The 21,026-nt window shown below is 66.0% G+C and carries 16 protein-coding genes, 1 tRNA gene and 2 pseudogenes; 12 read left to right on the plus strand and 7 right to left on the minus strand.

Features of this window, described 5'->3' with window-relative positions:
• The first annotated feature begins 249 nt into the window (after window positions 1-249).
• The 6 genes from Tchar_RS00790 to Tchar_RS00815 all read left to right on the plus strand — a co-directional run bounded on the left by Tchar_RS00790 (window position 250) and on the right by Tchar_RS00815 (window position 7,376).
• Window positions 250-1,266 (plus strand): alpha/beta fold hydrolase, encoded by a 1,017-nt coding sequence (locus tag Tchar_RS00790; protein WP_144327204.1) that lies wholly within the window; start codon window positions 250-252, stop codon window positions 1,264-1,266.
• Between the two features lies 1 nt (window position 1,267).
• Window positions 1,268-2,152: a DMT family transporter gene (locus Tchar_RS00795; RefSeq protein WP_201739263.1), complete on the plus strand. Its 885-nt coding sequence runs from the start codon at window positions 1,268-1,270 to the stop codon at window positions 2,150-2,152.
• A 233-nt stretch (window positions 2,153-2,385) separates the two neighbouring features.
• A protein-coding gene (prfB, locus tag Tchar_RS00800) for a peptide chain release factor 2 (protein ID WP_144327205.1) occupies window positions 2,386-3,490 on the plus strand; the annotation gives its coding sequence in 2 pieces (ribosomal slippage) (window positions 2,386-2,466 and window positions 2,468-3,490; 1,104 coding nt in all).
• Window positions 3,491-3,522: 32 nt separating this feature from the next.
• Complete coding sequence (gene pepN, locus Tchar_RS00805; protein WP_236640075.1) at window positions 3,523-6,186, plus strand: aminopeptidase N; 2,664 nt, start codon at window positions 3,523-3,525, stop codon at window positions 6,184-6,186.
• Window positions 6,187-6,209: 23 nt separating this feature from the next.
• Window positions 6,210-7,250: a class 1 fructose-bisphosphatase gene (locus tag Tchar_RS00810; RefSeq protein ID WP_144327206.1), complete on the plus strand. Its 1,041-nt coding sequence runs from the start codon at window positions 6,210-6,212 to the stop codon at window positions 7,248-7,250.
• Window positions 7,251-7,300: 50 nt separating this feature from the next.
• Window positions 7,301-7,376, plus strand: a tRNA-Thr gene (locus tag Tchar_RS00815).
• Between the two features lie 150 nt (window positions 7,377-7,526).
• On the opposite strand, the gene Tchar_RS00820 is transcribed toward Tchar_RS00815, so the two are convergent.
• Window positions 7,527-8,132 (minus strand): hypothetical protein, encoded by a 606-nt coding sequence (locus Tchar_RS00820; RefSeq protein WP_144327207.1) that lies wholly within the window; start codon window positions 8,130-8,132, stop codon window positions 7,527-7,529.
• Between the two features lie 133 nt (window positions 8,133-8,265).
• Here Tchar_RS00820 and Tchar_RS00825 point away from each other — a divergent pair, with 133 nt between their 5' ends.
• A complete protein-coding gene (locus Tchar_RS00825) occupies window positions 8,266-8,541 on the plus strand; it encodes a DUF167 domain-containing protein (RefSeq protein WP_144327208.1) in 276 nt (91 codons plus the stop codon).
• 10 nt (window positions 8,542-8,551) lie between these two features.
• On the opposite strand, the gene Tchar_RS00830 is transcribed toward Tchar_RS00825, so the two are convergent.
• Window positions 8,552-9,169, minus strand: a complete 618-nt coding sequence (locus Tchar_RS00830; RefSeq protein ID WP_236640076.1) for a TetR/AcrR family transcriptional regulator — start codon at window positions 9,167-9,169, stop codon at window positions 8,552-8,554.
• Between the two features lie 210 nt (window positions 9,170-9,379).
• Between Tchar_RS00830 and Tchar_RS00835 the strand changes: the two genes are divergently transcribed.
• Together Tchar_RS00835 and Tchar_RS00840 are read left to right on the plus strand one after the other, a co-directional pair.
• Window positions 9,380-10,420, plus strand: coding sequence for an efflux RND transporter periplasmic adaptor subunit (locus Tchar_RS00835; protein ID WP_201739265.1), 1,041 nt, complete (start codon window positions 9,380-9,382; stop codon window positions 10,418-10,420).
• The gene (locus tag Tchar_RS00840) at window positions 10,417-13,488 is read left to right on the plus strand and encodes an efflux RND transporter permease subunit (protein WP_144327211.1); all 3,072 of its coding nucleotides are present in this window, start codon (window positions 10,417-10,419) and stop codon (window positions 13,486-13,488) included. Before Tchar_RS00835 ends, Tchar_RS00840 begins: the two co-directional genes overlap by 4 nt.
• A gap of 232 nt (window positions 13,489-13,720) precedes the next feature.
• Here Tchar_RS00840 and Tchar_RS00845 read toward each other — a convergent pair.
• The 5 genes and pseudogenes from Tchar_RS00845 to coaBC form a co-directional block, all read right to left on the minus strand.
• A pseudogene (locus tag Tchar_RS00845) lies at window positions 13,721-14,119 on the minus strand (hypothetical protein); the annotation flags it as partial.
• A gap of 180 nt (window positions 14,120-14,299) precedes the next feature.
• The gene (locus tag Tchar_RS00850; RefSeq protein WP_144327212.1) at window positions 14,300-14,911 is read right to left on the minus strand and encodes a hypothetical protein; all 612 of its coding nucleotides are present in this window, start codon (window positions 14,909-14,911) and stop codon (window positions 14,300-14,302) included.
• 81 nt (window positions 14,912-14,992) lie between these two features.
• The gene (locus Tchar_RS00855; RefSeq protein ID WP_161595424.1) at window positions 14,993-15,448 is read right to left on the minus strand and encodes a hypothetical protein; all 456 of its coding nucleotides are present in this window, start codon (window positions 15,446-15,448) and stop codon (window positions 14,993-14,995) included.
• Between the two features lie 1,103 nt (window positions 15,449-16,551).
• A pseudogene (locus tag Tchar_RS00860) lies at window positions 16,552-16,683 on the minus strand (IS5/IS1182 family transposase); the annotation flags it as partial.
• 19 nt (window positions 16,684-16,702) lie between these two features.
• The gene (coaBC, locus tag Tchar_RS00865) at window positions 16,703-18,064 is read right to left on the minus strand and encodes a bifunctional phosphopantothenoylcysteine decarboxylase/phosphopantothenate--cysteine ligase CoaBC (protein ID WP_144327214.1); all 1,362 of its coding nucleotides are present in this window, start codon (window positions 18,062-18,064) and stop codon (window positions 16,703-16,705) included.
• A 131-nt stretch (window positions 18,065-18,195) separates the two neighbouring features.
• On the opposite strand from coaBC, the gene Tchar_RS00870 reads away from it, so the two are divergent.
• The 3 genes from Tchar_RS00870 to Tchar_RS00880 are packed head-to-tail and all read left to right on the plus strand — an operon-like array spanning window position 18,196 to window position 20,994.
• Window positions 18,196-19,845, plus strand: a complete 1,650-nt coding sequence (locus tag Tchar_RS00870; RefSeq protein WP_144327215.1) for a CTP synthase — start codon at window positions 18,196-18,198, stop codon at window positions 19,843-19,845.
• A complete protein-coding gene (kdsA, locus tag Tchar_RS00875) occupies window positions 19,842-20,699 on the plus strand; it encodes a 3-deoxy-8-phosphooctulonate synthase (protein WP_144327216.1) in 858 nt (285 codons plus the stop codon). Before Tchar_RS00870 ends, kdsA begins: the two co-directional genes overlap by 4 nt.
• A 4-nt stretch (window positions 20,700-20,703) precedes the next feature.
• Complete coding sequence (locus Tchar_RS00880; protein ID WP_144327217.1) at window positions 20,704-20,994, plus strand: DUF1330 domain-containing protein; 291 nt, start codon at window positions 20,704-20,706, stop codon at window positions 20,992-20,994.
• Window positions 20,995-21,026 lie beyond the last annotated feature (32 nt).

Consider the following 21,026-nt stretch of genomic DNA (forward strand, 5'->3'; position numbering starts at 1 on the left):
CACCTTGAGCCGCTCGATCTCCCGCTCGCTCATCTCGATGCGCTTGTCCACCCAGCCCTCCGCTTCCAGACCAACAAGCGGACATTTCTACTTTGCCGGAAGCGGACATTACTATCTTGCTTCTACAGCGCCGGCACGTGCCAGCGAAACGTTGCGTACAAGGCAGTGTAATCGTCGCGCTCGGCAGCTGTGTCGTGGACGGGACTCGGCATCGTCGGCACCCCCGTTGTCTCCTGAATAATGGCGCAAATGTACCAAGTTCGACACACCGCGCGCAGCACCTACGAGACGCTGCGCGGCCAACGCTATCACCTGTGGGAATGGGGCGAGCCGACGCCGCACCGCCCGCCGCTGTGGCTGCTGCACGGCTGGATGGACGTGGGCGCCTCGTGGCAGTTCGTGGTGGATGCATTCGCGCAGGCACGCCACTGCATCGCGCCCGACTGGCGGGGCTTTGGGCGCACGTGCGCGGCGCACCTGCCACCCCCCACCGACCCGCCACCCTATGGCAACGGCGACCATTACCTGTTCGCTGACTACTTGGCCGATCTCGACGCGCTCATCGAGCGCATCAACCATCGCTTGGGGCGCGCGCCCGATGCGCCGGTGGACGTGGTGGGGCACAGTATGGGCGGCAATGTGGCCATGTTGTACGCGGGCGTGCGCCCGCAGCGCGTGCGCCGGCTGGTCAATCTGGAAGGCTTTGGCCTGCCAGCGTCGCACCCCAGCCAGGCGCCGCGCCGTTATGCGGCCTGGCTCGACGAGCTGCGCGCCCTGCGCGAGGGAACACTGGCCTTGAAAACCTACATCGGCCTCGACGGCGTGGCGCAGCGCCTGATGAAAACCAACCGGCGCTTGACACGCGAGCGCGCCCGCTGGTTGGCCCAGCACTGGGGGCGCCCGGCCGATCCCGCGCAGCCCGACGGCCCGTGGGTGATCCGCGGCGACGTGGCCCACAAAGTACGCAGCAGCCAGCTCTACCGGCTCGACGAGGTGCTGGCGGTGCACGCCGCCATCGCGGCGCCGGTGCTGGCGGTGGTGGCCAGCGACGACAGTCTGGCGCAGTGGTTTCGCAACGGTGAGCATTCGCTGGAAGAGTTTTTCCGCCGCCTGCAGGTGGTGCCCCACTGCCGCACCGCGCGCGTGGACGACGCCGGCCACATGCTGCACCACGACCAGCCGCAACAGGTCGCCGCGCTGATCGAAGCCCATCTGGACGCGCCCGACCCCTTGCCCGCCGCCAGCAGCGGTGCCACGGGAGGCTGACGTGGCCACGCACACCTGGCGCACCGACCTGCTGATGGTCGGGGTTGCAGCGATTTGGGGCTCGACCTTCGTGGCCCAGCAACTGGGCATGAACAGCGTCGGGCCATTCACGTACACCGCGGCGCGCATGATGCTGGGCGTGGCCCTGATCGCGCCCCTGTGGTGGTGGCGTAGCGGACCGTTTGCGGCCGTGCCGCGGCTGGACAGTGTGGGCCTGTGGCGCGACGGTGCCCTGCTGGGGGTGGTGCTGTTCGTCGCCATCAACCTGCAGCAGGTGGGGCTGCTGGGCACCACGGTGTCCAACGCCGGCTTCATCACCGGGCTGTACGTGGTGCTGGTGCCGGTGCTGATGCGCGTGCTGGGGCAGCCCGTGGGCTGGGCGGTGTGGGCCGCGGTGGCCCTGGCCACGGCGGGCCTGTACTTCCTGAGCGTGCCGCCCGACGCCACCATTGCCCCCGGTGACTGGCTGCAGCTCGGCTCCGCTGCGGTGTGGGCGGTGCACGTGCTGCTGGTGGGCCACTGGGCGCGCCGACACGACGCCATCCGCCTGTCCATCCTGCAGTACCTGGTCGCGGGGGCACTGTCGTGGGTCGCCGCCGTCTGGCGAGACGAGCCCATCACCGCCCAGGCGCTGTGGGAGGCCGCCGGTGCCATCGCCTGGGGCGGCCTGCTGTCGATAGGCATCGCCTACACGCTGCAGGTGGTGGCGCAGCGCAGCGCGCGTGCCTCGCACGCTGCCATCATCTACAGTAGTGAAGGGGTGTTTGCCGCCATCGGTGGCTGGTGGGTGCTGGGCGAAATAATCGGCTGGCGCGGCTGGGGCGGTGCGGCCCTCATCGTCGCCGGCATGCTGCTGGCCCAACTGGGGCGGCGTGACGGGACGTAGGCCGCCCATGGCTTATGCCGTGGTGGGGCGCCCTCCGCCCTGCCCTGTGCTGCCCCGTCGCGCCCTGTCCTTTCCCGTCCTGTCCTGCTGCGCTCTGCCACCGCACGCCACCGTACACTGCCCATCGCAGCCTCAGCGGCCTTGGGTGGACAACCACACCAAAGCCACGGGGCGTGAGAAAATTGCATGTTTGTCCGAATACAACGATTCTTCATCGAACAAGGGTCATGCCCATGGAAGCCGAACGTATCAACGCCCTGTCCAACCGCCTGCAAGACCTGACGCAGCGCGTCGCCGACCTACGGAGGTTTCTTTGACTACGACGCCAAAGCCCTGAAGCTGTCGGAAGTCAACGCCGCGCTGGAAGATCCCAATGTATGGAACGATCCCAAGCGCGCGCAGGATCTGGCCAAGGAAAAAAAATCGCTGGAAGACGTGGTGCTGGTGCTGGACCGACTGGCACAAGAGCTGACCGACAACACCGAGCTCTTTGCCATGTCGCGCGAAGAAGGCGATGAGGCCGGTTTGCTGACCATCGAGGCCGATGTCGAGCGCATCGCGCCGGAAGTCGAGCGGCTGGAGTTTCGTCGCATGTTCAGCAACCCCGCCGACCCGAACAACTGCTTCATCGACATTCAGGCCGGCGCCGGTGGCACCGAAGCCTGCGACTGGGCGCAGATGCTGCTGCGCCAGTACCTGCGCTACGCCGAACGCAAGGGCTTCAAGGCCACGGTGGAAGACGAGCAGCCCGGCGACACCGCCGGCATCAAGAGCGCCACCATCCACGTCGAAGGCGACTATGCCTTCGGCCTGTTGCGCACCGAAACCGGCGTACACCGGTTGGTGCGCAAGTCCCCCTTCGACTCCTCCGGCGGACGCCACACTTCGTTCGCTTCGGTGTTCGTCTACCCGGAGATCGACGACAACATCGAGGTCGAGATCAATCCGGCCGACGTGCGCGTGGATACCTACCGGGCCAGCGGCGCGGGCGGGCAACACATCAACAAAACCGACTCGGCGGTGCGTCTGACTCACCTGCCCACCGGCATCGTCGTCACTGCGCAAGACAGCCGCAGCCAGCACTCCAACCGCGACCTGGCGTGGCAGCGCCTGCGCTCCAAACTCTATGAACTGGAGATGCGCAAGCGCCTGGAGAGCCAGCAAAAGCTCGAAGAATCGAAAACCGATGTCGGCTGGGGACACCAAATTCGCAGCTATGTGCTCGACCAAAGCCGCATCAAAGACTTGCGCACCAACGTCGAAGTCTCCAATACCCAGAAGGTGCTCGACGGCGACCTGGATGCGTTCATCGAAGCCGCCCTCAAGCAGGGTATCTGACGGCCCCGCCCACCCTCCACGGAACCCAGACAATGACCGCACTGCGTGACGGCGCTGCCCGCCTCATCCGCCGCGAGGACTATTGCCCGCCGGCCTACTGGATCGACACCGTCGATCTGACCTTCGACCTCGACCCCGCCAAGACGCGCGTGCTCAACCGCATGCGCGTGCGCCGCAACCCCGATCAGCCGCGGCAGCCGCTGCGCTTGGACGGCGAAGACCTGACGCTGGCGCGCGTGCTCGTCAACGGCGCCGGCACCAGCTTTCGCATCGACGGCGCGCAGCTGGTGCTGGAGAACCTGCCCGAAGGCGACGAGCCCTTCGAGCTGGAGATCTTCACCACCTGCGCGCCCGAGAAAAACACCCAGCTGATGGGGCTGTACGTCAGCCAGGGCACCTTCTACACCCAGTGCGAGGCCGAGGGCTTTCGGCGCATCACCTACTTCCTGGACCGGCCCGACGTCATGGCCACCTACAGCGTGACGCTGCGCGCCGACAAGGCGCGCTACCCCGTGCTGCTGTCCAACGGCAACCTGGTGGAGGCCGGCGACCTGGAAGGCGGACGCCACTACGCGCGCTGGGTCGATCCGCACCGCAAACCATGCTACCTGTTCGCGCTGGTAGCGGGCAACCTCGTCTGTCGCAGCCAACCCATCCGCAGCCGCAGCGGCACCGACCACTTGCTGCAAATCTATGTGCGAGCGGCTGACTTGGACAAGACCGAGCACGCCATGCACTCGCTCATGGCCGCCATCGCATGGGATGAGACGCGTTTTGGCCTGCCGCTCGATCTGGAGCGCTTCATGATCGTCGCCACCAGCGACTTCAACATGGGCGCGATGGAAAACAAGGGCCTCAACATCTTCAACACCAAGTACATCCTGGCCCACCCCGCCACCGCCACCGACACCGATTTCGCCAACGTCGAGTCGGTGGTCGCGCATGAATATTTCCACAACTGGACGGGCAACCGCGTCACCTGCCGCGACTGGTTCCAGCTCAGCCTCAAAGAAGGGCTGACGGTCTTTCGTGACCAGGAATTCAGCATGGACATGGCCGGCAGCCCGTCGGCGCGCGCCGTCAAGCGCATCGAAGACGTGCGCGTGCTGCGCACCGCCCAGTTCCCCGAGGACGCCGGCCCGATGGCGCACCCGGTGCGTCCGGACCAATACGCCGAAATCAACAATTTCTACACCGTCACGGTGTATGAGAAGGGCGCCGAAGTCGTGCGCATGATGCAGACGCTGGTCGGGCGCGAGGGTTTCACCCGGGGGCTGAAGCTGTATTTCGAGCGCCACGACGGCCAGGCCGTCACCTGCGACGACCTGGTCCAGGCCATCGCCGACGCCAACCCCGACAGCCCGCTGGCGCGCCTGCAGCCGCAGTTCATGCGCTGGTATGCCCAGGCCGGCACGCCGCGCGTGCAGATCAGTGGCCAGCACGACCCCGCGACCCGCACCTACACGCTGTCGCTGCACCAGAGCTGCCCCCCAACGCCGGGACAACCGCACAAAGAGCCCTTCGTCATCCCGGTGGCGGCGGCGCTGTTCGACCATGAAGGACGCCTGCTGCCGGGCAGCGAACGCCTGATCGTGCTGCACGAGCCGCACACCGAAGTGGTGTTCCCCGACGTGGACAGCCCCCCGATCGCCTCGCTGCTGCGTGGCTTCAGCGCCCCGGTCATCCTGGAACACCCGCTCAGCGACGACGAACTGCTGGTGCTGCTGGCGCACGACACCGACCCCTTCAACCGCTGGGAGGCGGGTCAGCAGCTGCTGCTGCGCCGTGCGCTGGCGGCCGTGCGCGCTGAGGGCCCCGTGCACGCGCCTTTGGATGCCGCCACGCTGCAGGCGCTGCGCGCGGTGTTGCGCCACCCCACACTGGACGCCGCCTTCAAGGAATTGGCGCTGACCTTGCCGGCCCACACCTATATCGCCGAGCAGCTCGACGAGGTCGATCCGCAACGTATCCACGCCGTACGCGAAGCGATGCGCACCCAGCTGGCCCACGCCCTGCACGAGGACTGGATCTGGGCTTATGAAGCGCACCAGGACAGCGGCGGCTACCGCCCCGACGCCGCTGCCGCCGGGCGCCGCGCGCTGACCGGCATGGCGCTGCACATGCTGTGCCTGGCGGCGCGCGACAGCGGCAACCCGGTATGGCCCGGCAAAACCTACCAGCGCTTCAAGGATGCCACCAACATGACCGACCGCTACCAGGCCCTCAGCGCCCTGGTCAGCGCCGGGCATGAACTGGCCGAACGGGCGCTGGCGCTGTTCCACGAACGCTTCCGCCACGAAGAACTGGTGCTGGACAAATGGTTTGCCCTGCAAGCCGGTGCCCCCGACCGCGGCGGCGACATCTTGCCGCGCGTGCAGGCCCTGCTGCAACACCCCGACTTTCACCTGCGCAACCCCAACCGGGCGCGCAGCCTCATCGGCACCTACTGCCATGCCAACCCAGCCGCCTTTCACCGCGCCGACGGCGCCGGTTACGCCTTCTGGCGCGACCGCGTGCTGGAAATCGACGCCTTCAATCCGCAGGTGGCTGCGCGCCTGGCGCGTGCGCTCGATCGCTGGAAGAAGCTGGCCGAACCCTACCGGTCGCAGGCCCACGCGGCACTACGAGTGGTAGCGGCGCACGAGCCGTTGAGCACCGATGTGCGCGAGGTCGTCTCGCGCGCCCTGGCCGACTGACGCCCACTGCTTGGAGAGCCCCCATGTCTTCCGTGTCCCTCAGCCGCTACCTGATCGAGCAGCAACGCGTGCACGGCAGCATCCCGCCGCCACTGCGCCTGCTGCTGGAGGTCGTCGCCCGCGCCTGCAAGCGTATTGCCATCAGCGTCGGCAAAGGCGCGCTGGGCGGCGTCCTGGGCAGCGTCGGCACCGAAAACGTCCAAGGCGAGGTGCAAAAGAAGCTCGACATCATCGCCAACGAGGTGCTCATCGAAGCCAACGAATGGGGCGGGCACCTGGCGGCGATGGCGTCCGAGGAAATGGACGGCATCCACCCCATCCCCAACCGCTATCCGGCGGGCGAATACCTGCTGCTGTTCGACCCGCTCGACGGCTCCAGCAATATCGACTGCAACGTCAGCATCGGCACCATCTTTTCCGTGCTGAAGAAGCAGCGCGAAGACCCGAGTGTCATCGACCCGGTGTGCGAGGCCGACTTTTTGCAGCCCGGCCGCCAACAAGTGGCCGCTGGCTACTGCCTCTACGGCCCGCAAACCACCCTGGTGCTGACCGTCGGCAACGGGGTGGCCATATTCACGCTGGACCGCGAGCAAGGCGCCTGGGTGCTGACCCAAGACCGCGTGCGCATCCCCGAGGACACCCGCGAGTTCGCCATCAACATGAGCAATATGCGCCACTGGGCCGCGCCGGTGCGCCGCTACATCGACGAGTGTCTGGCGGGCAAGGAGGGCCCGCGCGGCAAGGATTTCAACATGCGCTGGATCGCCTCGATGGTGGCGGACGTGCACCGCATCCTCTCACGCGGCGGCATCTTTCTGTACCCGTGGGACAAGCGCGAACCCGACAAGCCCGGCAAACTGCGCCTGATGTACGAGGCCAACCCGATGGCCTGGATCATCGAACAAGCCGGCGGCGCGGCCACCAACGGCGTGCAGCGCATTCTCGACATCCAGCCGCGCCATCTGCACGAGCGCGTGGCCGTGATCCTCGGCTCGAAAAACGAAGTCGAGCGCGTCACGCGCTACCACACCGAGGCGGCGCCAACCGCGCCGAGCGCGCTATAATGCGCAGCCTTTGATGTCGCGCATCGTCGTTTTGAGCCACTGCGCGGCGGGCCGCAATAGCTCAGCTGGTAGAGCAACTGATTCGTAATCAGTAGGTCGGAGGTTCGAATCCTCTTTGCGGCACCAAACCATGCTGCCCTACGGCCCGCCCGCGTGCGGGCTTTGTGTTTTTCAGTCCCGTCGCCGAGTGCGCCCGTCTCACGGCGGAGTGGCACATCAGCACATGGGCGGCCCAGACAGTGCGCAGGCAACGGGCCGCCGGGTGACTCGCTCGCCTCAGCGCCCCAACAGGGCGAGGTAAGCAGAACGTGTCTGCGGCGATACCGCGTCCAGCACCTGGGCATAGGAGGTGCGGTGGCGCGCCAACAGCCGAGCCGACGCCACGGCACGGGAGCGGCAATACCAGTGACAGGTGTGCTGCAGCAGCAGTGCTTCCGCCGTCAGCGTATACGCCCGATCGCGACGCGAACGCCCGGACGCGTTATCCACCACCGCGGCGATGCCGTCGGCATGCAGCTGCAGCGCGCGCCGCATATCGAACGTGGCGCGCGGAAACAGCTTGTGCGCATACGGCAGCGCCACGGGCAGGGTACTGACCAATGCGTCATCGGGCCACACATCGGCAAACGACACCGCCAGTCGCCGCGCCGCCGCGGCCAGCTCCCGCTCGGTGGCCTCCAGCGCGGCCCACAGCGTTTGGCGTCGCTGGGTATCCCCTTCGTCCAAGGCGCGCAGATAGCCATCGAGCACGTGCGCCATCAAGCGCTCCAGCGGATTGCCCTGCAAATGGCGGCCCAAGCGCTCGATGCGCGCCTGTTGCTCGCGCCGCCGCGCCCACTGCACGCCGGCGCCCAACGCCAGTGCCAAAAGCCAACCTTCCATCCGTCCTTCTCTGCCGAAAACATCCTGTGCCTGCCCACCCCGCGCCAGATGCGCAACGGTGCGCCGTGCAGACCGGCGCGTTGCCCCGCGGTCGCACACGGTGAAACACGCGTGCGACAATGCACGCTCGTCTATGGCCTCGATTGTCCTGTATTGCCAACCGGGCGCGCGCATCACGCGTGTGGCGGGCCTGCACGACGGCAAACCGAAAATCCAACTGCACGCCCCGCCCGTGGACGGTGCAGCCAACGACGCGCTGGTGACGTTCATCGCCCAGCGCTGCGGCGTGCCGCGCTCACGGGTACGCATCGTGCACGGGCACACCAGCCGCCTCAAGTGCGTGGAAATCGAGGGCCTGGACGAGGAGGCCGTGCGCGCCGCCCTCAGCGCCCCATCCTCGCCCCGATAACCCCTCCGAATCAGCCCGCTGGCGCCGAAGGCCCCGGGCTTGCGACAGCGGCGGCCGTGAAGCCGCCAGCGTACGCCCGCAAAAACCCATCGACCACCTGCTGGGCATGGGCTCGGCGGTGTACGCGCCGTTGCCGTGCCAGCGGTACCCGGTAGAGCGAACGCACCAAATCCAACCCCATGGCCAGCCCCAGCAGCTGCTCGGCCGCCGCATCGGCATCGGGGCAATGCAGTTGTTGCTGCGCATGCGCGGCGCGCAAAAACGCTGCCAGGGCGGCATGGGCGGTCGCCGGCCCCAATTGCCAGATCCGCTGCACGTCGGCCGGCGACTGCGGCACACCGCTCAGAGCGCGCAAAAACTGGCGGTGTTCGCTACCACACAAAAACGCCAGCAGCGCCTCGACGAACGCATACAAGCGCGCGCGCACGTCGGCATCCGACACCGGTGGCGCGCGCAAGGCCCGGCACAAACGCTGCGCCCGTTGCCGCACCACCGCTTCGAGCAAGGCGGTGCGGTTGGCGTAACGCCGATACAGGGTGACCTTGGAGACACCGGCGTGCTGCGCCACGCGCTCCATGGTCACGGCGGCCGGGCCACCCGCGCGGATGAGCGCGCGCGCGGCTGCCAATATGACCCGGTCTTTGCCCGGGTCAACCGGCCGTCCGGGCGCGCGCCGCAGACGCTCACGCGACGGCGTAGGACTGCAAGAAGGCTCCATTTCCTGTACGATGCCGTTCAGTTATTGTGATTGGGCATCGTCTGCACTATGCCACGTTCTGCACACTCCCGCTATCGATCCCACCTGAGTTTGGCCCTTGGGCTGGCCAGCATCCTGACCTTGAGCGCCTGTCAACGTACGGCGCCGGCCAGCGAGGCCTCAGCCGACGCCGTGCGTCTGGTGCGCGCGGCCGCGGTGCAGCCCGTCGGCCCGTCGGTGCTGGGGCTGTCGGGCACAGTGCGGGCGCGTATCGAGGCGCCCCTGGCTTTCCAGGTCGGCGGGCGCATCAGCGCGCGCTGGGCCGACGCCGGCCAAAACGTGGCCGCCGGCGCACTGCTGTTCAAGCTCGACCCCGCCGATGTCGAGCAGGCGGTGCGCGCCGCCGAGGCCGACGCCGCCGCCGCCGAGACGGCTTGGCGCACCGCTCAGGCGGAGCTGGCGCGGGTGCGCACCTTGCACGCGCGCGAATTCGTCAGCGCACAAGCCTTGGAGCGCGCGGAGCTGACGCTGCGTGAGGCACAGAGCCGGCGCGACGCGGCGCAGGCGCGCTTGAGTCAGGCACGCAACACGCGCGGCTACACCGAGCTGCGCGCCCCGGCGGCCGGGGTGCTGGTCGATGTCACCGGGCAACCCGGCCAAGTGGTGGCCGCCGGTCAACCCGTGGCCGTGCTGGCGCAGCATGGCACACGCGAAGTCGAGGTATATATGCCGGACGGCGTCACGCCGCCGGCCCAGGGAGAGGCGGTGCTGGCCGACGGCCAGACCCGCGCGCTGCGCCTGCGCGAAGCCGCGCCGATGGTCGAGCCCGTGGGGCGCACGCGCCGCGTGCGCTACAGCGTTGACGCATTGCCCGAGAGCGTGGCGCTGGGCAGCATCGTTACCACCCGTTTCCCCTTGCGGCCGTCGGCGGCCGCAGCCGCCGTGCCGGCTGCCGCCGAGTCCCTGTGGCGCGTGCCGCTGGGAGCGCTCGACGAGCGCGGGCAGGGCGCGCGCGTGTGGCGCCTGCACGGCGAACAGGCGCAGCCCGTGCCGGTTCGCATCGTGGCGGTGGATGAGCGTATGGCCACGGTCGCCGGCGCCCTGCAAGCCAGCGACCGGGTCGTCGCGCTCGGCACGCACCTGCTGCACGAAGGCATGAAGGTGCGGGAGCTGGCGCCATGAGCTTCCCGAACCTGTCGGCGCTCGCGGTGCGCGAGCGCGCCGTCACGCTGTTTTTGCTGATCTTGTCGGTGCTGGGCGGTCTGTACGCGTTCGTCTCGCTGGGGCGCGCGGAAGACCCCGCGTTCACCGTGCGGGTGATGCAAGTCAACGTGGCCTGGCCCGGTGCCACGACCGAACAACTGCAGCGTCAGGTGGTGGACCGGCTGGAAAAACGAATCCAGGAGGTCGAGTACCTCTACCGTATCGAAACCACCATCCGCCCCGGGCAGGCCACCTTGCAGGTGGAATTTCACGACTACACCCCGCAGGCCAAGGTGCCCGAGCTGTTCTACCAAGTGCGCAAGCGCATGTGGGATGCGCAGCGCGACATGCCCAGCGGCGTCATCGGCCCGCTGGCCAACGACGATTTCGCCGACGTGTACTTCAGCTTGTTGGCGCTGACGGCGCCGGGCCTGCCGATGAGCGATCTGGTGCAGGAAGCCGAGCGGCTGCGCGATCAGTTGCAACGCATCGAAGGCGTGCACAAGGCGGTACTGATTGGCGAGCGCACGCAGCGCGTCTATGTCGAGTTCGACAGCGCGCGCCTGGTCAACCTGGGGCTGAGTCCGCAAGCCATCTTCGAGGCCATCGACGCCAGCAACCGGCTGGTGCCCGCCGGCCGGTTGGAAACCGACGGGCCGCGCCTGTACCTGCGGCTCGACGCCGACCTCTCCGACCCCGACACATTGGCGCAAGTGCCGATCCGCGCCGGCACCAAGGTGCTGCGACTGGGCGACATCGCGACCCTCCGCCACGGCTATGAGGAGCCGCCCAGCTACCTGGTGCGCGCCCGCGGTCAGGATGCCGTGCTGATCGGCGTGGTGATGAACAAAGGCGAAAACGGCCTGGCGCTCGGCCAGCGGCTGGAGGCCTACCTGCAACGCGAAAAGGCCGAGCTGGCGCTGGGCATGGAGCTGACGCAGCTGACCAACCAGGCCGACGCCATCCGCAAGGCGGTCGATCTGTTCCAGATCAAGTTTCTGGTGGCGGTGGCGGTGGTCATGGGCGTGAGCATGCTGGCCATTGGCCTGCGTGCGGGCCTCATCGTCGGCATTGCGGTGCCGGTGACGCTGGGCATCAGCTTCCTGGTGATGAAGCTGATGGGCATCAACCTCGACCGCATCACTCTGGGGGCACTGATCATTTCGCTGGGACTGCTGGTGGACGACGCCATCATCGCCGTTGAGATGATGCTGGTGAAGATGGAGGAAGGCTGGGACCGGGTGCGCGCCGCCGCGCACGCCTGGAACGTCACCGCCGCGCCCATGCTGTTTGGCACGCTGGTGACGGTGGCGGGCTTTCTGCCTATCGGCTTTGCCCGCTCGGGCGTGGGGGAGTACGCGGGCAACATCTTCTGGGTGCTGGGCATCAGCCTCATCGTGTCGTGGCTGGTGGCGGTGGTGTTTGCGCCCTACTTGGGCGTGAAGCTGCTGCGCAGCGTGCCGGCCGGCCAGCAGCATGACCACGCCGCGCTCTACCAAACCCCCAATTACCGGCGGCTGCGCGCACTGGTGGCGTGGTGCGTGGTCCACCGCAAAACGGTGGTGGTGGGTACGGTGGGCCTGTTGGCACTGTCGGCCATCGGCATGGCGACGGTGGTGCAAAAGCAGTTTTTCCCCAGCTCCGACCGGCCGGAGGTGCTGGTCAGCGTTTATCTGCCGCAAGGCACCTCGGTGGCCGTCACCGACCAGACCGTGCGACGGCTGGAAGCTATTCTGAGCCCGATGCCGGAGGTCAAAACCCTGTCGGCCTACGTGGGGGCGGGGGCGCCGCGCTTTTTCATTTCGGCCAGCCCCGAGCCGCCCGACGCGGCCTTTGGCAAGCTGATCGTGGTGGCGCACGACGAGCGCGCGCGCGACACCATCATCGACACACTCGACCGCCACATTCGCGAGGGTGAGTTCCCCGAGGCGCGCGTGCGGGTGGCACGTTTGCTCTACGGCCCGCCGGTGGCTTGGCCGGTGCAGTTCCGCGTCTTCGGCCCCGACCCGAATACCGTGCGCGCCATCGGCTACCGGGTGCGCGACATCATGGCCGCCAACCCCCATGTGGTGGACGCGCACCTGGAGTGGGACGAACGCGTACCGGTGCTGCACCTGCACGCCGACCTGGAACGCCTGCGCCTGATGGGACTGACCCCGCAGGACGTGGCGCAGCAACTGCAGTTCCTGCTCGACGGCGTACCGGTGACACAGCTGCGCCGCGACAACCGCAGTGTCGATCTGGTGGCGCGCGGCACGCAGGGGGGAACGCGCCTGGACGTGGCCGCCCTGTCGGCACTGGAGCTGCTCAACCGCGACGGACGCAAGGTGCCGGTCACGCAACTGGGCCGGCTGGAGGTGCGCTACGAGGAGCCGGTGATCAAGCGCTACAACCGCGAACCCTTCGTGGCCGTGCAGGCCGAGGTGCGCGGCGCGCAGGCCAACGACGTCACCGCCGCCGTCTGGAAGGCGCTCGAGCCGCTGCGCGCCGAGCTGCCTGCGGGCTACCGGGTGGCCATCGGCGGCTCGGTGGAGCAGTCGGAGAAGGCCAACGCTTCGATTCAGAAGCTGCAGCCGGTGATGGTGGCCTTCATGCTGATTTTCATCATGCTGCAGATGCGCTCCTTCGCCGGCACCTTCATGGTGGTGGCCACCGCCCCGCTGGGGCTGATTGGCGCGGTGCTGGCGCTGCTGGTGTTCCAGCAGCCCTTTGGCTTCGTGGCGCTGCTGGGGCTGACCGGCCTGGCCGGCATCTTGATGCGCAACACGCTGATCCTGACGCAGCAGGTGGCCGACAACTTCGAGGCGGGCATGGCGCCGTTTGAGGGCGTCGTGGAAGCCGCCGTGCAGCGGGCGCGGCCCGTGGTGCTGACGGCGCTGGCGGCGGTGCTGGCGTTCGTGCCGCTGACGCAGGACAGCTTCTGGGGGCCGTTGGCCTACGTGCTGATCGGCGGTGTGGCCGTGGGCACGGCCATCACGCTGCTGTTCGTGCCGGCGCTGTACGCGCTGTGGTTCCGCATCCGGCCCGACGGCGCCCCCGCTACCTGAGCGGGCGTTGGTGGACAGAAGGGGCGGCCGCCGCCCCTACCAGGCCGTTGAAAAACTTCCAATCAAACACGCCGCATCCCCTGATTTCGACGCTTGTGGCAGCTTCAGAAGGAGTTACGCGGCGATTTCGGCCGTCTCCAAGGCCCGTTTTGAGGTCATCTCGCCCCTTTTGGGCGCACTGACCCTCCTGTTTCACGCATGATGCGCGTCCCACCAGCCACCGATGCTGCCAGGTCTGGTAGCCCTCGTGCCGCCTGATGCGGCCGTCCACGGCCGAGTGCTTGTCCTTGGCAGCGACGTGCGGCGTGACCTTGAGCCTTCGGCAGCCCTCGATGAAGGCCTTGCAGTCGTCGCCCTTGTCGCCCGGGCTCTTCTTGAACAGGCGAGCATCGGCATCCGTGGTGCTCTCGTGGGTTCGTCACCGGCGAGCGGGCGGCACTTTGAGCAGCATCTCCGGCGGCACCGAGGGCCGGCCCCGGCGGGCGTACACCGCCACGAACTCGCGGTCCATCGTCGCCAGCAACGCATCGACCACAGCGCCCAGCTTGCGCACGGGGTGAGCCGCTGGCACTCGCTCTTCGAGACTGATGTCACTGAACATCGTCCCCTGAAAGTCTTGGCTGCCTCTCATCGTCCTCTTCGTCCGCGTGCTGGATTGGCTTCAGATCGTAGCAGCCATCGGGCGTGCCGGCGGGGGATTTTTCAACGGCCTGTTAGGGCATGAAGCGCCTTGACGAACTCGTCAGGCGATACGCCTGCCTGCTTGAGCAAGTTAAGCCAGATACATGTTTGCGAGACTTGACCCCATGCGTTACTTAGCTAAATTTGAGCCTGTGTGTTTCTTAGTATCGACACCATTTCCTCCGGCATCCAATGCCGCCTCGCATGCTGAACGGTTTTGCTGGTATTGCTTCAAAGCGTCAGCAATCTCTCCATGAATTGCTTCAACCCCACCACGCCGTGCTGCGTTGAGCCGCGCCAACCACCAAGTTTGTGCGAATACTCCCGCTCCGAAACAATATCCATAAGGTTCTTCAAAAACAGAATTACCGAATTTTTCACCATCCTTTGCAATTTGGTTCATGAGCTTGCTTTGCTCGTGAAGGCTTTTGAGGTCGCCTCGCTGAAGAGCCAAATCTGCTGCTTTTACAGATTCGTCCAGCCTAGCGAGAAAGTCTTTCACATTTTTGGCACTCGGGACATTTAATTTCGTTCCCTCCGATACTTGAGGTTGCGGGATAGGCTCTGTAGTCTTGGCTTCGCCAATTTGTTTCCGGGAATCGCCGTCATCCTTAGGTTGTTCAATGACTCCAACAATTAAAACGCTGATAATTACAAACCATCCAGCGATCATGGCGATTTTTTGGCCACGGGTCCGCTCATTCCAAGGCACTGTTTGCCACCACTGTCTGTTTTTGTCCATTCGTTCATCTCCATTGTGAGTAGGCCTAGCGTTGAAGTTGTGGGGCGGCGAAGCCGTCCCACACGAACGAACAGTTAGACATCACTGTCCCGTCCTTGGCAGCTTATTTTCCTTGCAGAAGTCATTCATGAATGCTTCATTGGCATCCAGATGTTTGCCTATTCTTGCGCCTTGGGGAAACCAGGACGACGCCCCTCCGAGGGGATGAACGGTGATGACGTTTCCGTCTCTGACCAGTTTGAGGCGTTCAAAAACACGCTGGTGTCCACCAATAATGTCAAAAACTTCTACGTTGGCTTCGGTTCCGGAGACACTTCCCCTAAGCAGTAGGAAGTCGAAGGGCGCGTTTGAGCAGACCTTTCCTGCGGCGATCATTCCGCTAAGCTCACCGTTCTTCGCTTGCAGTGAGATCTTGAGGTCGATGCCCTCGCTCAAGCGCATGTCCGCCATGTCGACGATCCCTTCGGGAAAAGTCGACCAATCTCCCGCCCATTTCGCATCCCCCTTCAGCCAACTCACGAACTGATCGTAGGTCATTTCGACTTCAGTTGGAAGTTTGCGGATGTTCTGAAGCAGTATTGATCCATTCATCCCGAGCGTGAACGCGGCCGATCCGACAGCAGCGATTATGACCCACGTCCGCTTGTACCAGGGCTCCTTGGGAGGTGCCGACGGCGGAGCCGGGGGAGCTGCAGGAACATATTTTTTGCGGCGAGCCATTCGATGCGCTGTGATCCGTGCTGTCTAACGCAGAAGTCACCGGCGCTGCGCGGCCTCATCGCGCAGCGTCCAGCGACCGAAGGCAGCGAGGTTGAGTGCCATGTTAGGTGCGGAGGTTGGGTGCTCTCAACGGCCATTCGTGACTACGCACCTCAGCTAATTCGAGATCATAAATATGAGCATTTATTGATGACCCCTTGTACCCATGGCCAGGACGGCGAGTTTTTTTGTTTACAACCAAAGCCTGAAGTGGTGGGAGTTTGTGGCGATAGCAGTACTCTTGGATAACACCTAAGAACCAACCGGCTGCGCGGGGGTGCAGCCCGAGTAGAGAGCACAGTTCGCCGTAGGTAAATGGAGACCCACCGCTTTTAGCTCGTTGAACCAGTAATGGCCAGGCCTTCTCTGCTCTCGCGAAGTGATCAATTGCCATAAGTACCTCCACAAATACCTAACGTGAAATAGACACCTGAACAGGTGTATATCGAAATGGCCAGAAGGTGTATAACGCGTCCAGTTGCATGGCAAGTCGTTGTTCTGTTTGTGACTCGTTATCGATAGGGGACGCTTGTGCAGACTACAGACACACCTCCAGCCCATCCTCCCAAGTTGCTCGATCAGGTGCGCGAGCGAATTCGGGTCAAGCGTTACCAAGCCGTTGAAAAAGTGCCAATCAAACACACCGCATCCCCTGATTTCGACGCTTGGGGCGGCTCAAAAGGAGTTGCGCGGCGATTTCGGCCGTCTCCAATGCCCGCTTTGACGCCATCTCGCCCATTTTGGGCGCACTAACCCTCCTGTTTCACGCATGGTGCGCGTCCCGCCAGCCTCCGAGGCTGCCAGGTCTGGTAGCCCTCGTGCCGCTCGATGCGGCCGTCCACGGCCGAGTGCTTGTCCTTGGCGGCCACGTGCGGCGTGACCTTGAGCAGCATCTCCGGCGGCACCGAGGGTCGGCCACGTCGGGCGTACACCGCCTCGAACTCGCGGTCCATGGTCGCCAGCAGCGCATCGACCACGCCGCGCAGCTTGCGCAAGGGATGTGCCGCTGGCACTCACTCTTCGAGACTGATGTCACTGAACATCGTCCCCTGAAAGTCTTGGCTGCCTCTCATCGTCTTCGTGCGGGTTGTTCGCGGATAGCTCAGATCTTAGCGCCCCACAGGGGTGCAGGGGGGATTTTTCAACGGCCTGCTGCGGGCCGAGATCTCCCGCGCCGGCGTCGGTGCCGAGTCGGCGCGCGATCTCGCGCACCAACTGCCGCGCCAGCGCGATCTTGCTGGCGGGTGGCAGCTCCACCGTCTCGCGCTCATCCACCAGCCACAACGCATTGTCGTCGCGCCCAAAAGTGGCGGGGCCGATATTGCCCACCAGCAGCGGCACGCCCTTGCGTACCCGCTTGGCCTGGGCATGGGCCAGCACGTCGTGGCTTTCGGCAGCAAAACCCACGCAATACAACTCGCCACGCTGCGCCCGGGGTGAGGCTGCCACGGTAGCGAGGATGTCGGGGTTTTCCACGAACGTCAGTGCCGGTGGCTGCCCGCTGCCGTCTTTCTTGAGCTTGTGCGTGGCCGCCTGCGCCGGACGCCAGTCGGCCACCGCTGCGGCGGCGATGAAGATGTTGACCTCGTGCACGTGCGCCAGCACCGCGTCCAGCATCTGCTGCGCCGACCGCACGTCCACCCGGTGCACACCGCGTGGCGTGCGCAAATGCACCGGACCGGCCACCAGCGTCACGTCGGCCCCCGCCTCGCGCGCGGCGCGCGCCAGCGCGAAGCCCATCTTGCCACTGCTGTGGTTGGTGATGCCGCGCACGGGGTCGATGGCCTCGAACGTCGGCCCGGCGGTGATGAGCACACGCTGCCCAGCCAGCACCTGGGGGCTGAGGCACGCCACCACGTCCTCCAGAATCTCCTCGGGCTCCAGCATGCGGCCGTCGCCCACCTCGCCGCACGCTTGCTCGCCCTGCCCCACGCCCAGCACGGTGGCCCCGTCGGCCTGCACCTGCGCCAGGTTACGCTGTGTGGTCGGATGGGCCCACATCTCGCGGTTCATGGCCGGCGCCAGCAGCAGCGGCACGCGCTCGATGGGCCGCGCCAGGCACAGCAGGGTCAAAATCTCGGCCGCGCGGCCCTGCGCCAGTTGGGCAATCAGGTCGGCGCTGGCGGGCGCCACCACGATGGCGTCGGCCGTGCGCCCCAGGTTGATGTGGGCCATGGCGTTGGGCTCGCGCAAGTCCCACTGCGTGGTGACGACGGGCCGGCCGCTCAGGGCCTGCATCGTCACCGGCGTGATGAACTGAGCCGCCGCCTCGGTCATGACCACCTGCACCGTGGCGCCCGCGCGCACCAACAGGCGGCACAGCTCCGCCGACTTGTAGCAGGCGATGCCACCAGACAGACCAAGGACGATGGATTTGCCGTCGAGATCTTTCATGCGAGCGCACTATACCGCTGCCGGCCTGCTCGCGGGCCATGCGCGGCAAGCTCACGAGGGGCTGGCAGCACCGCAGCGGCTTTTATAATCGGCCTTTCCATAGACGGGCCGGGATCGGCCCGCCCAACGTCATGACCAAATACGTGTTCGTCACTGGCGGCGTGGTGTCCTCTCTGGGCAAGGGCATCGCCTCCGCGTCGCTGGCTGCGCTGCTGGAGTCGCGCGGCCTGCGCGTCACCCTCATCAAGCTCGACCCCTACCTCAACGTCGACCCGGGCACCATGAGCCCGTTCCAGCACGGCGAGGTGTTCGTCACCGACGACGGCGCCGAGACCGACCTCGACCTGGGACACTACGAGCGCTTTATCACCACGCGCATGAAGCGCAGCAACAACTTCACCACGGGCCAGATCTACAAGTCCGTGCTGGAGAAGGAGCGCCGCGGCGACTACCTGGGCAAGACGGTGCAGGTCATTCCGCACGTCACCAACGAAATCCAGACCTTCATCCAGCGTGGTGCCGAAGGGGTGGACGTGGCGATCGCCGAAATCGGCGGCACGGTGGGCGACATCGAGTCGCTGCCGTTTCTGGAAGCGGCGCGACAGATGAGCCTGCGCTTGGGGCCCAACAACGCGGCCTTCGTGCACCTGACCTACGTGCCCTACATCGCCGCCGCGGGCGAGCTCAAGACCAAGCCGACGCAGCACACGGTGCAAAAGCTGCGCGAGATCGGCATCCAGCCCGACGCGCTGCTGTGTCGCGCCGACCGCGTCATCCCCGATGAAGAGCGCGAAAAGATCAGCCTCTTTACCAACGTGCCGCTGTGGGGCGTCATCTCCATGCCCGACGTCGACACCATCTACAAGGTGCCGCGCGTGCTGCACGAGCAAGGGCTCGACGGTCTGATCTGCGACAAGCTGCGCCTGCACACGCCGCCGGCCAACCTCAAACGCTGGGACGATCTGGTCTATGAAGTCGAGCACCCACAGGGTGCGGTGCGCATCGCGATGGTGGGCAAGTATGTGGACCTGTCGGACAGCTACAAGTCGCTCAACGAAGCGCTGCGCCACGCCGGTTTGCGCAACCACGTGCGCATCGAAATCACCTACATCGACTCGGAGACGCTGGAAAGCGGCGACGTGGCCGCGCGCCTGAGCGGCTTCGATGCCATTTTGGTGCCGGGCGGCTTTGGCAAGCGCGGGGTCGAGGGCAAAATCCGCGCCGCGCAGTTCGCGCGCGAAGCCAAGATCCCCTACCTGGGCATTTGCCTGGGCATGCAAGTGGCCACGATCGAGTTTGCCCGCCACGTCGCCGGGCTGGCCGGGGCCAACTCCACCGAGTTCGACCCGCACACGCCGCACCCGGTCATCGCCCTCATCGACGAATGGTTGGACGCCGACGGCACGCTGCAAAAACGCGACGCCCACAGCGACCTGGGCGGCACCATGCGCCTGGGAGCGCAAAGCGCCGACGTGCTGCCGGGCACACTCGCCTACCGAATCTACGGCCCGGTGGTCACCGAACGGCACCGCCACCGCTACGAGGCCAACACCCAGTATCTGGAGCGGCTGCGCCAGGCCGGGCTGGTGATCTCGGCCCTCACCCAGCGCGAGCAGCTCACCGAGATCATCGAACTGCCACAGGACGTGCATCCGTGGTTCATGGGGGTGCAGTTCCACCCCGAGTTCAAATCCACCCCGTGGGACGGACACCCCTTGTTCAACGCCTACATCGCCGCTGCGCTGGCACACCAGCGTGCCGGCGCAGGAGCGGCGGCATGAAGCTGTGCGGATTCGAGGTCGGGCTGGATCGGCCCTTCTTTTTGATCGCTGGCCCCTGCGTGGTCGAGAGCGAGCAACTGCAGCTCGACGTCGCCGGCCAGCTCAAAGAGATCACCGCCGAGCTGGGCATTGCGTTCATTTTCAAGAGCAGCTACGACAAAGCCAACCGCTCCAGCGGCCAGTCGTACCGCGGCCCGGGGCGCGCGCGCGGGCTGGAGATTTTGGCCAAGGTGCGGCGCGACATCGGCGTGCCGGTGCTCACCGACGTGCACACCGAAGCCGAAGTGCCGGAGGTGGCGGCGGTGGTGGACGTGCTGCAAACACCCGCCTTCCTGTGCCGGCAAACCGACTTCATCCGCGCCGTGGCGCAGTCGGGCAAGCCGGTCAACATCAAGAAGGGCCAGTTCCTCGCGCCGCAGGACATGAAAAACGTCATCGACAAGGCGCGCGCCGCGGCCCGCGAAAAAGGCTTGCCGGAAGACAACTTCTTGGCCTGCGAGCGCGGCGTGAGCTTTGGCTACCACAACCTGGTGTCGGACATGCGGGCGCTGGCCATCATGCGCGAAACCGGGGCCCCGGTGGTGTTCGACGCCACCCACAGCGTGCAGTTGCCGGGCGGCCAAGGCAGCAGCAGCGGTGGGCAACGCGAGTTCGTGCCCGTGCTGGCCCGTGCGGCCGTGGCCGCGGGGGTGGCGGGGGTGTTCATGGAGACCCACCCAGACCCCGCGCGCGCGCTGTCCGACGGCCCCAACGCCGTGCCGCTGAAACACATGCGCGCGCTGCTGGCGTCGCTGCAAGAGATCGACCAGGTGGTCAAGCGCCGCGGCTTTTTGGAAAACGCTTTCACCGCTTGATGCCATGAGTGCCTACATCATCGCCGACGTCCAGGTCACCGACCCGCAGCAGTACGAGGAATACAAACGCTGGTCCACGCAGGCCATCGAGGAGCACGGCGCCGAGGTCCTGGTGCGTGGCGGCGCCGTCACCGTCCTCGAGGGCGACTGGCACCCCACGCGCGTGGTGGTGCTGCGTTTTCCCAGCGTGGCGGCCGCGCGCGCGTTTCACGACTCGCCCACCTACCGACGCGCGCGCCAAGCGCGCGCACACGCCGCCATCATGCGCATGATCGTCGTCGAAGGAGTGGCGTAAACCCGCGGCAACGCTGAGCGCCATCTCCGACA

Origin of the sequence: Tepidimonas charontis (genome assembly GCF_007556685.1) — a bacterium.
Taxonomy (GTDB): Bacteria; Pseudomonadota; Gammaproteobacteria; order Burkholderiales; family Burkholderiaceae_C; genus Tepidimonas; species Tepidimonas charontis.

What these genes read in the sequence shown, in the direction of transcription:
- Tchar_RS00820 (WP_144327207.1), bottom strand. Translation starts at nt 8,132, where the DNA reads ATGGAAGGTTGGCTTTTGGCACTGGCGTTGGGCGCCGGCGTGCAGTGG.
- Tchar_RS00825 (WP_144327208.1), top strand. Translation starts at nt 8,266, where the DNA reads ATGGCCTCGATTGTCCTGTATTGCCAACCGGGCGCGCGCATCACGCGT.
- Tchar_RS00870 (WP_144327215.1), top strand. Translation starts at nt 18,196, where the DNA reads ATGACCAAATACGTGTTCGTCACTGGCGGCGTGGTGTCCTCTCTGGGC.
- coaBC (WP_144327214.1), bottom strand. Translation starts at nt 18,064, where the DNA reads ATGAAAGATCTCGACGGCAAATCCATCGTCCTTGGTCTGTCTGGTGGC.
- Tchar_RS00880 (WP_144327217.1), top strand. Translation starts at nt 20,704, where the DNA reads ATGAGTGCCTACATCATCGCCGACGTCCAGGTCACCGACCCGCAGCAG.
- Tchar_RS00840 (WP_144327211.1), top strand. Translation starts at nt 10,417, where the DNA reads ATGAGCTTCCCGAACCTGTCGGCGCTCGCGGTGCGCGAGCGCGCCGTC.
- Tchar_RS00810 (WP_144327206.1), top strand. Translation starts at nt 6,210, where the DNA reads ATGTCTTCCGTGTCCCTCAGCCGCTACCTGATCGAGCAGCAACGCGTG.
- Tchar_RS00790 (WP_144327204.1), top strand. Translation starts at nt 250, where the DNA reads ATGTACCAAGTTCGACACACCGCGCGCAGCACCTACGAGACGCTGCGC.
- pepN (WP_236640075.1), top strand. Translation starts at nt 3,523, where the DNA reads ATGACCGCACTGCGTGACGGCGCTGCCCGCCTCATCCGCCGCGAGGAC.
- kdsA (WP_144327216.1), top strand. Translation starts at nt 19,842, where the DNA reads ATGAAGCTGTGCGGATTCGAGGTCGGGCTGGATCGGCCCTTCTTTTTG.
- Tchar_RS00850 (WP_144327212.1), bottom strand. Translation starts at nt 14,911, where the DNA reads ATGGACAAAAACAGACAGTGGTGGCAAACAGTGCCTTGGAATGAGCGG.
- Tchar_RS00855 (WP_161595424.1), bottom strand. Translation starts at nt 15,448, where the DNA reads ATGACCTACGATCAGTTCGTGAGTTGGCTGAAGGGGGATGCGAAATGG.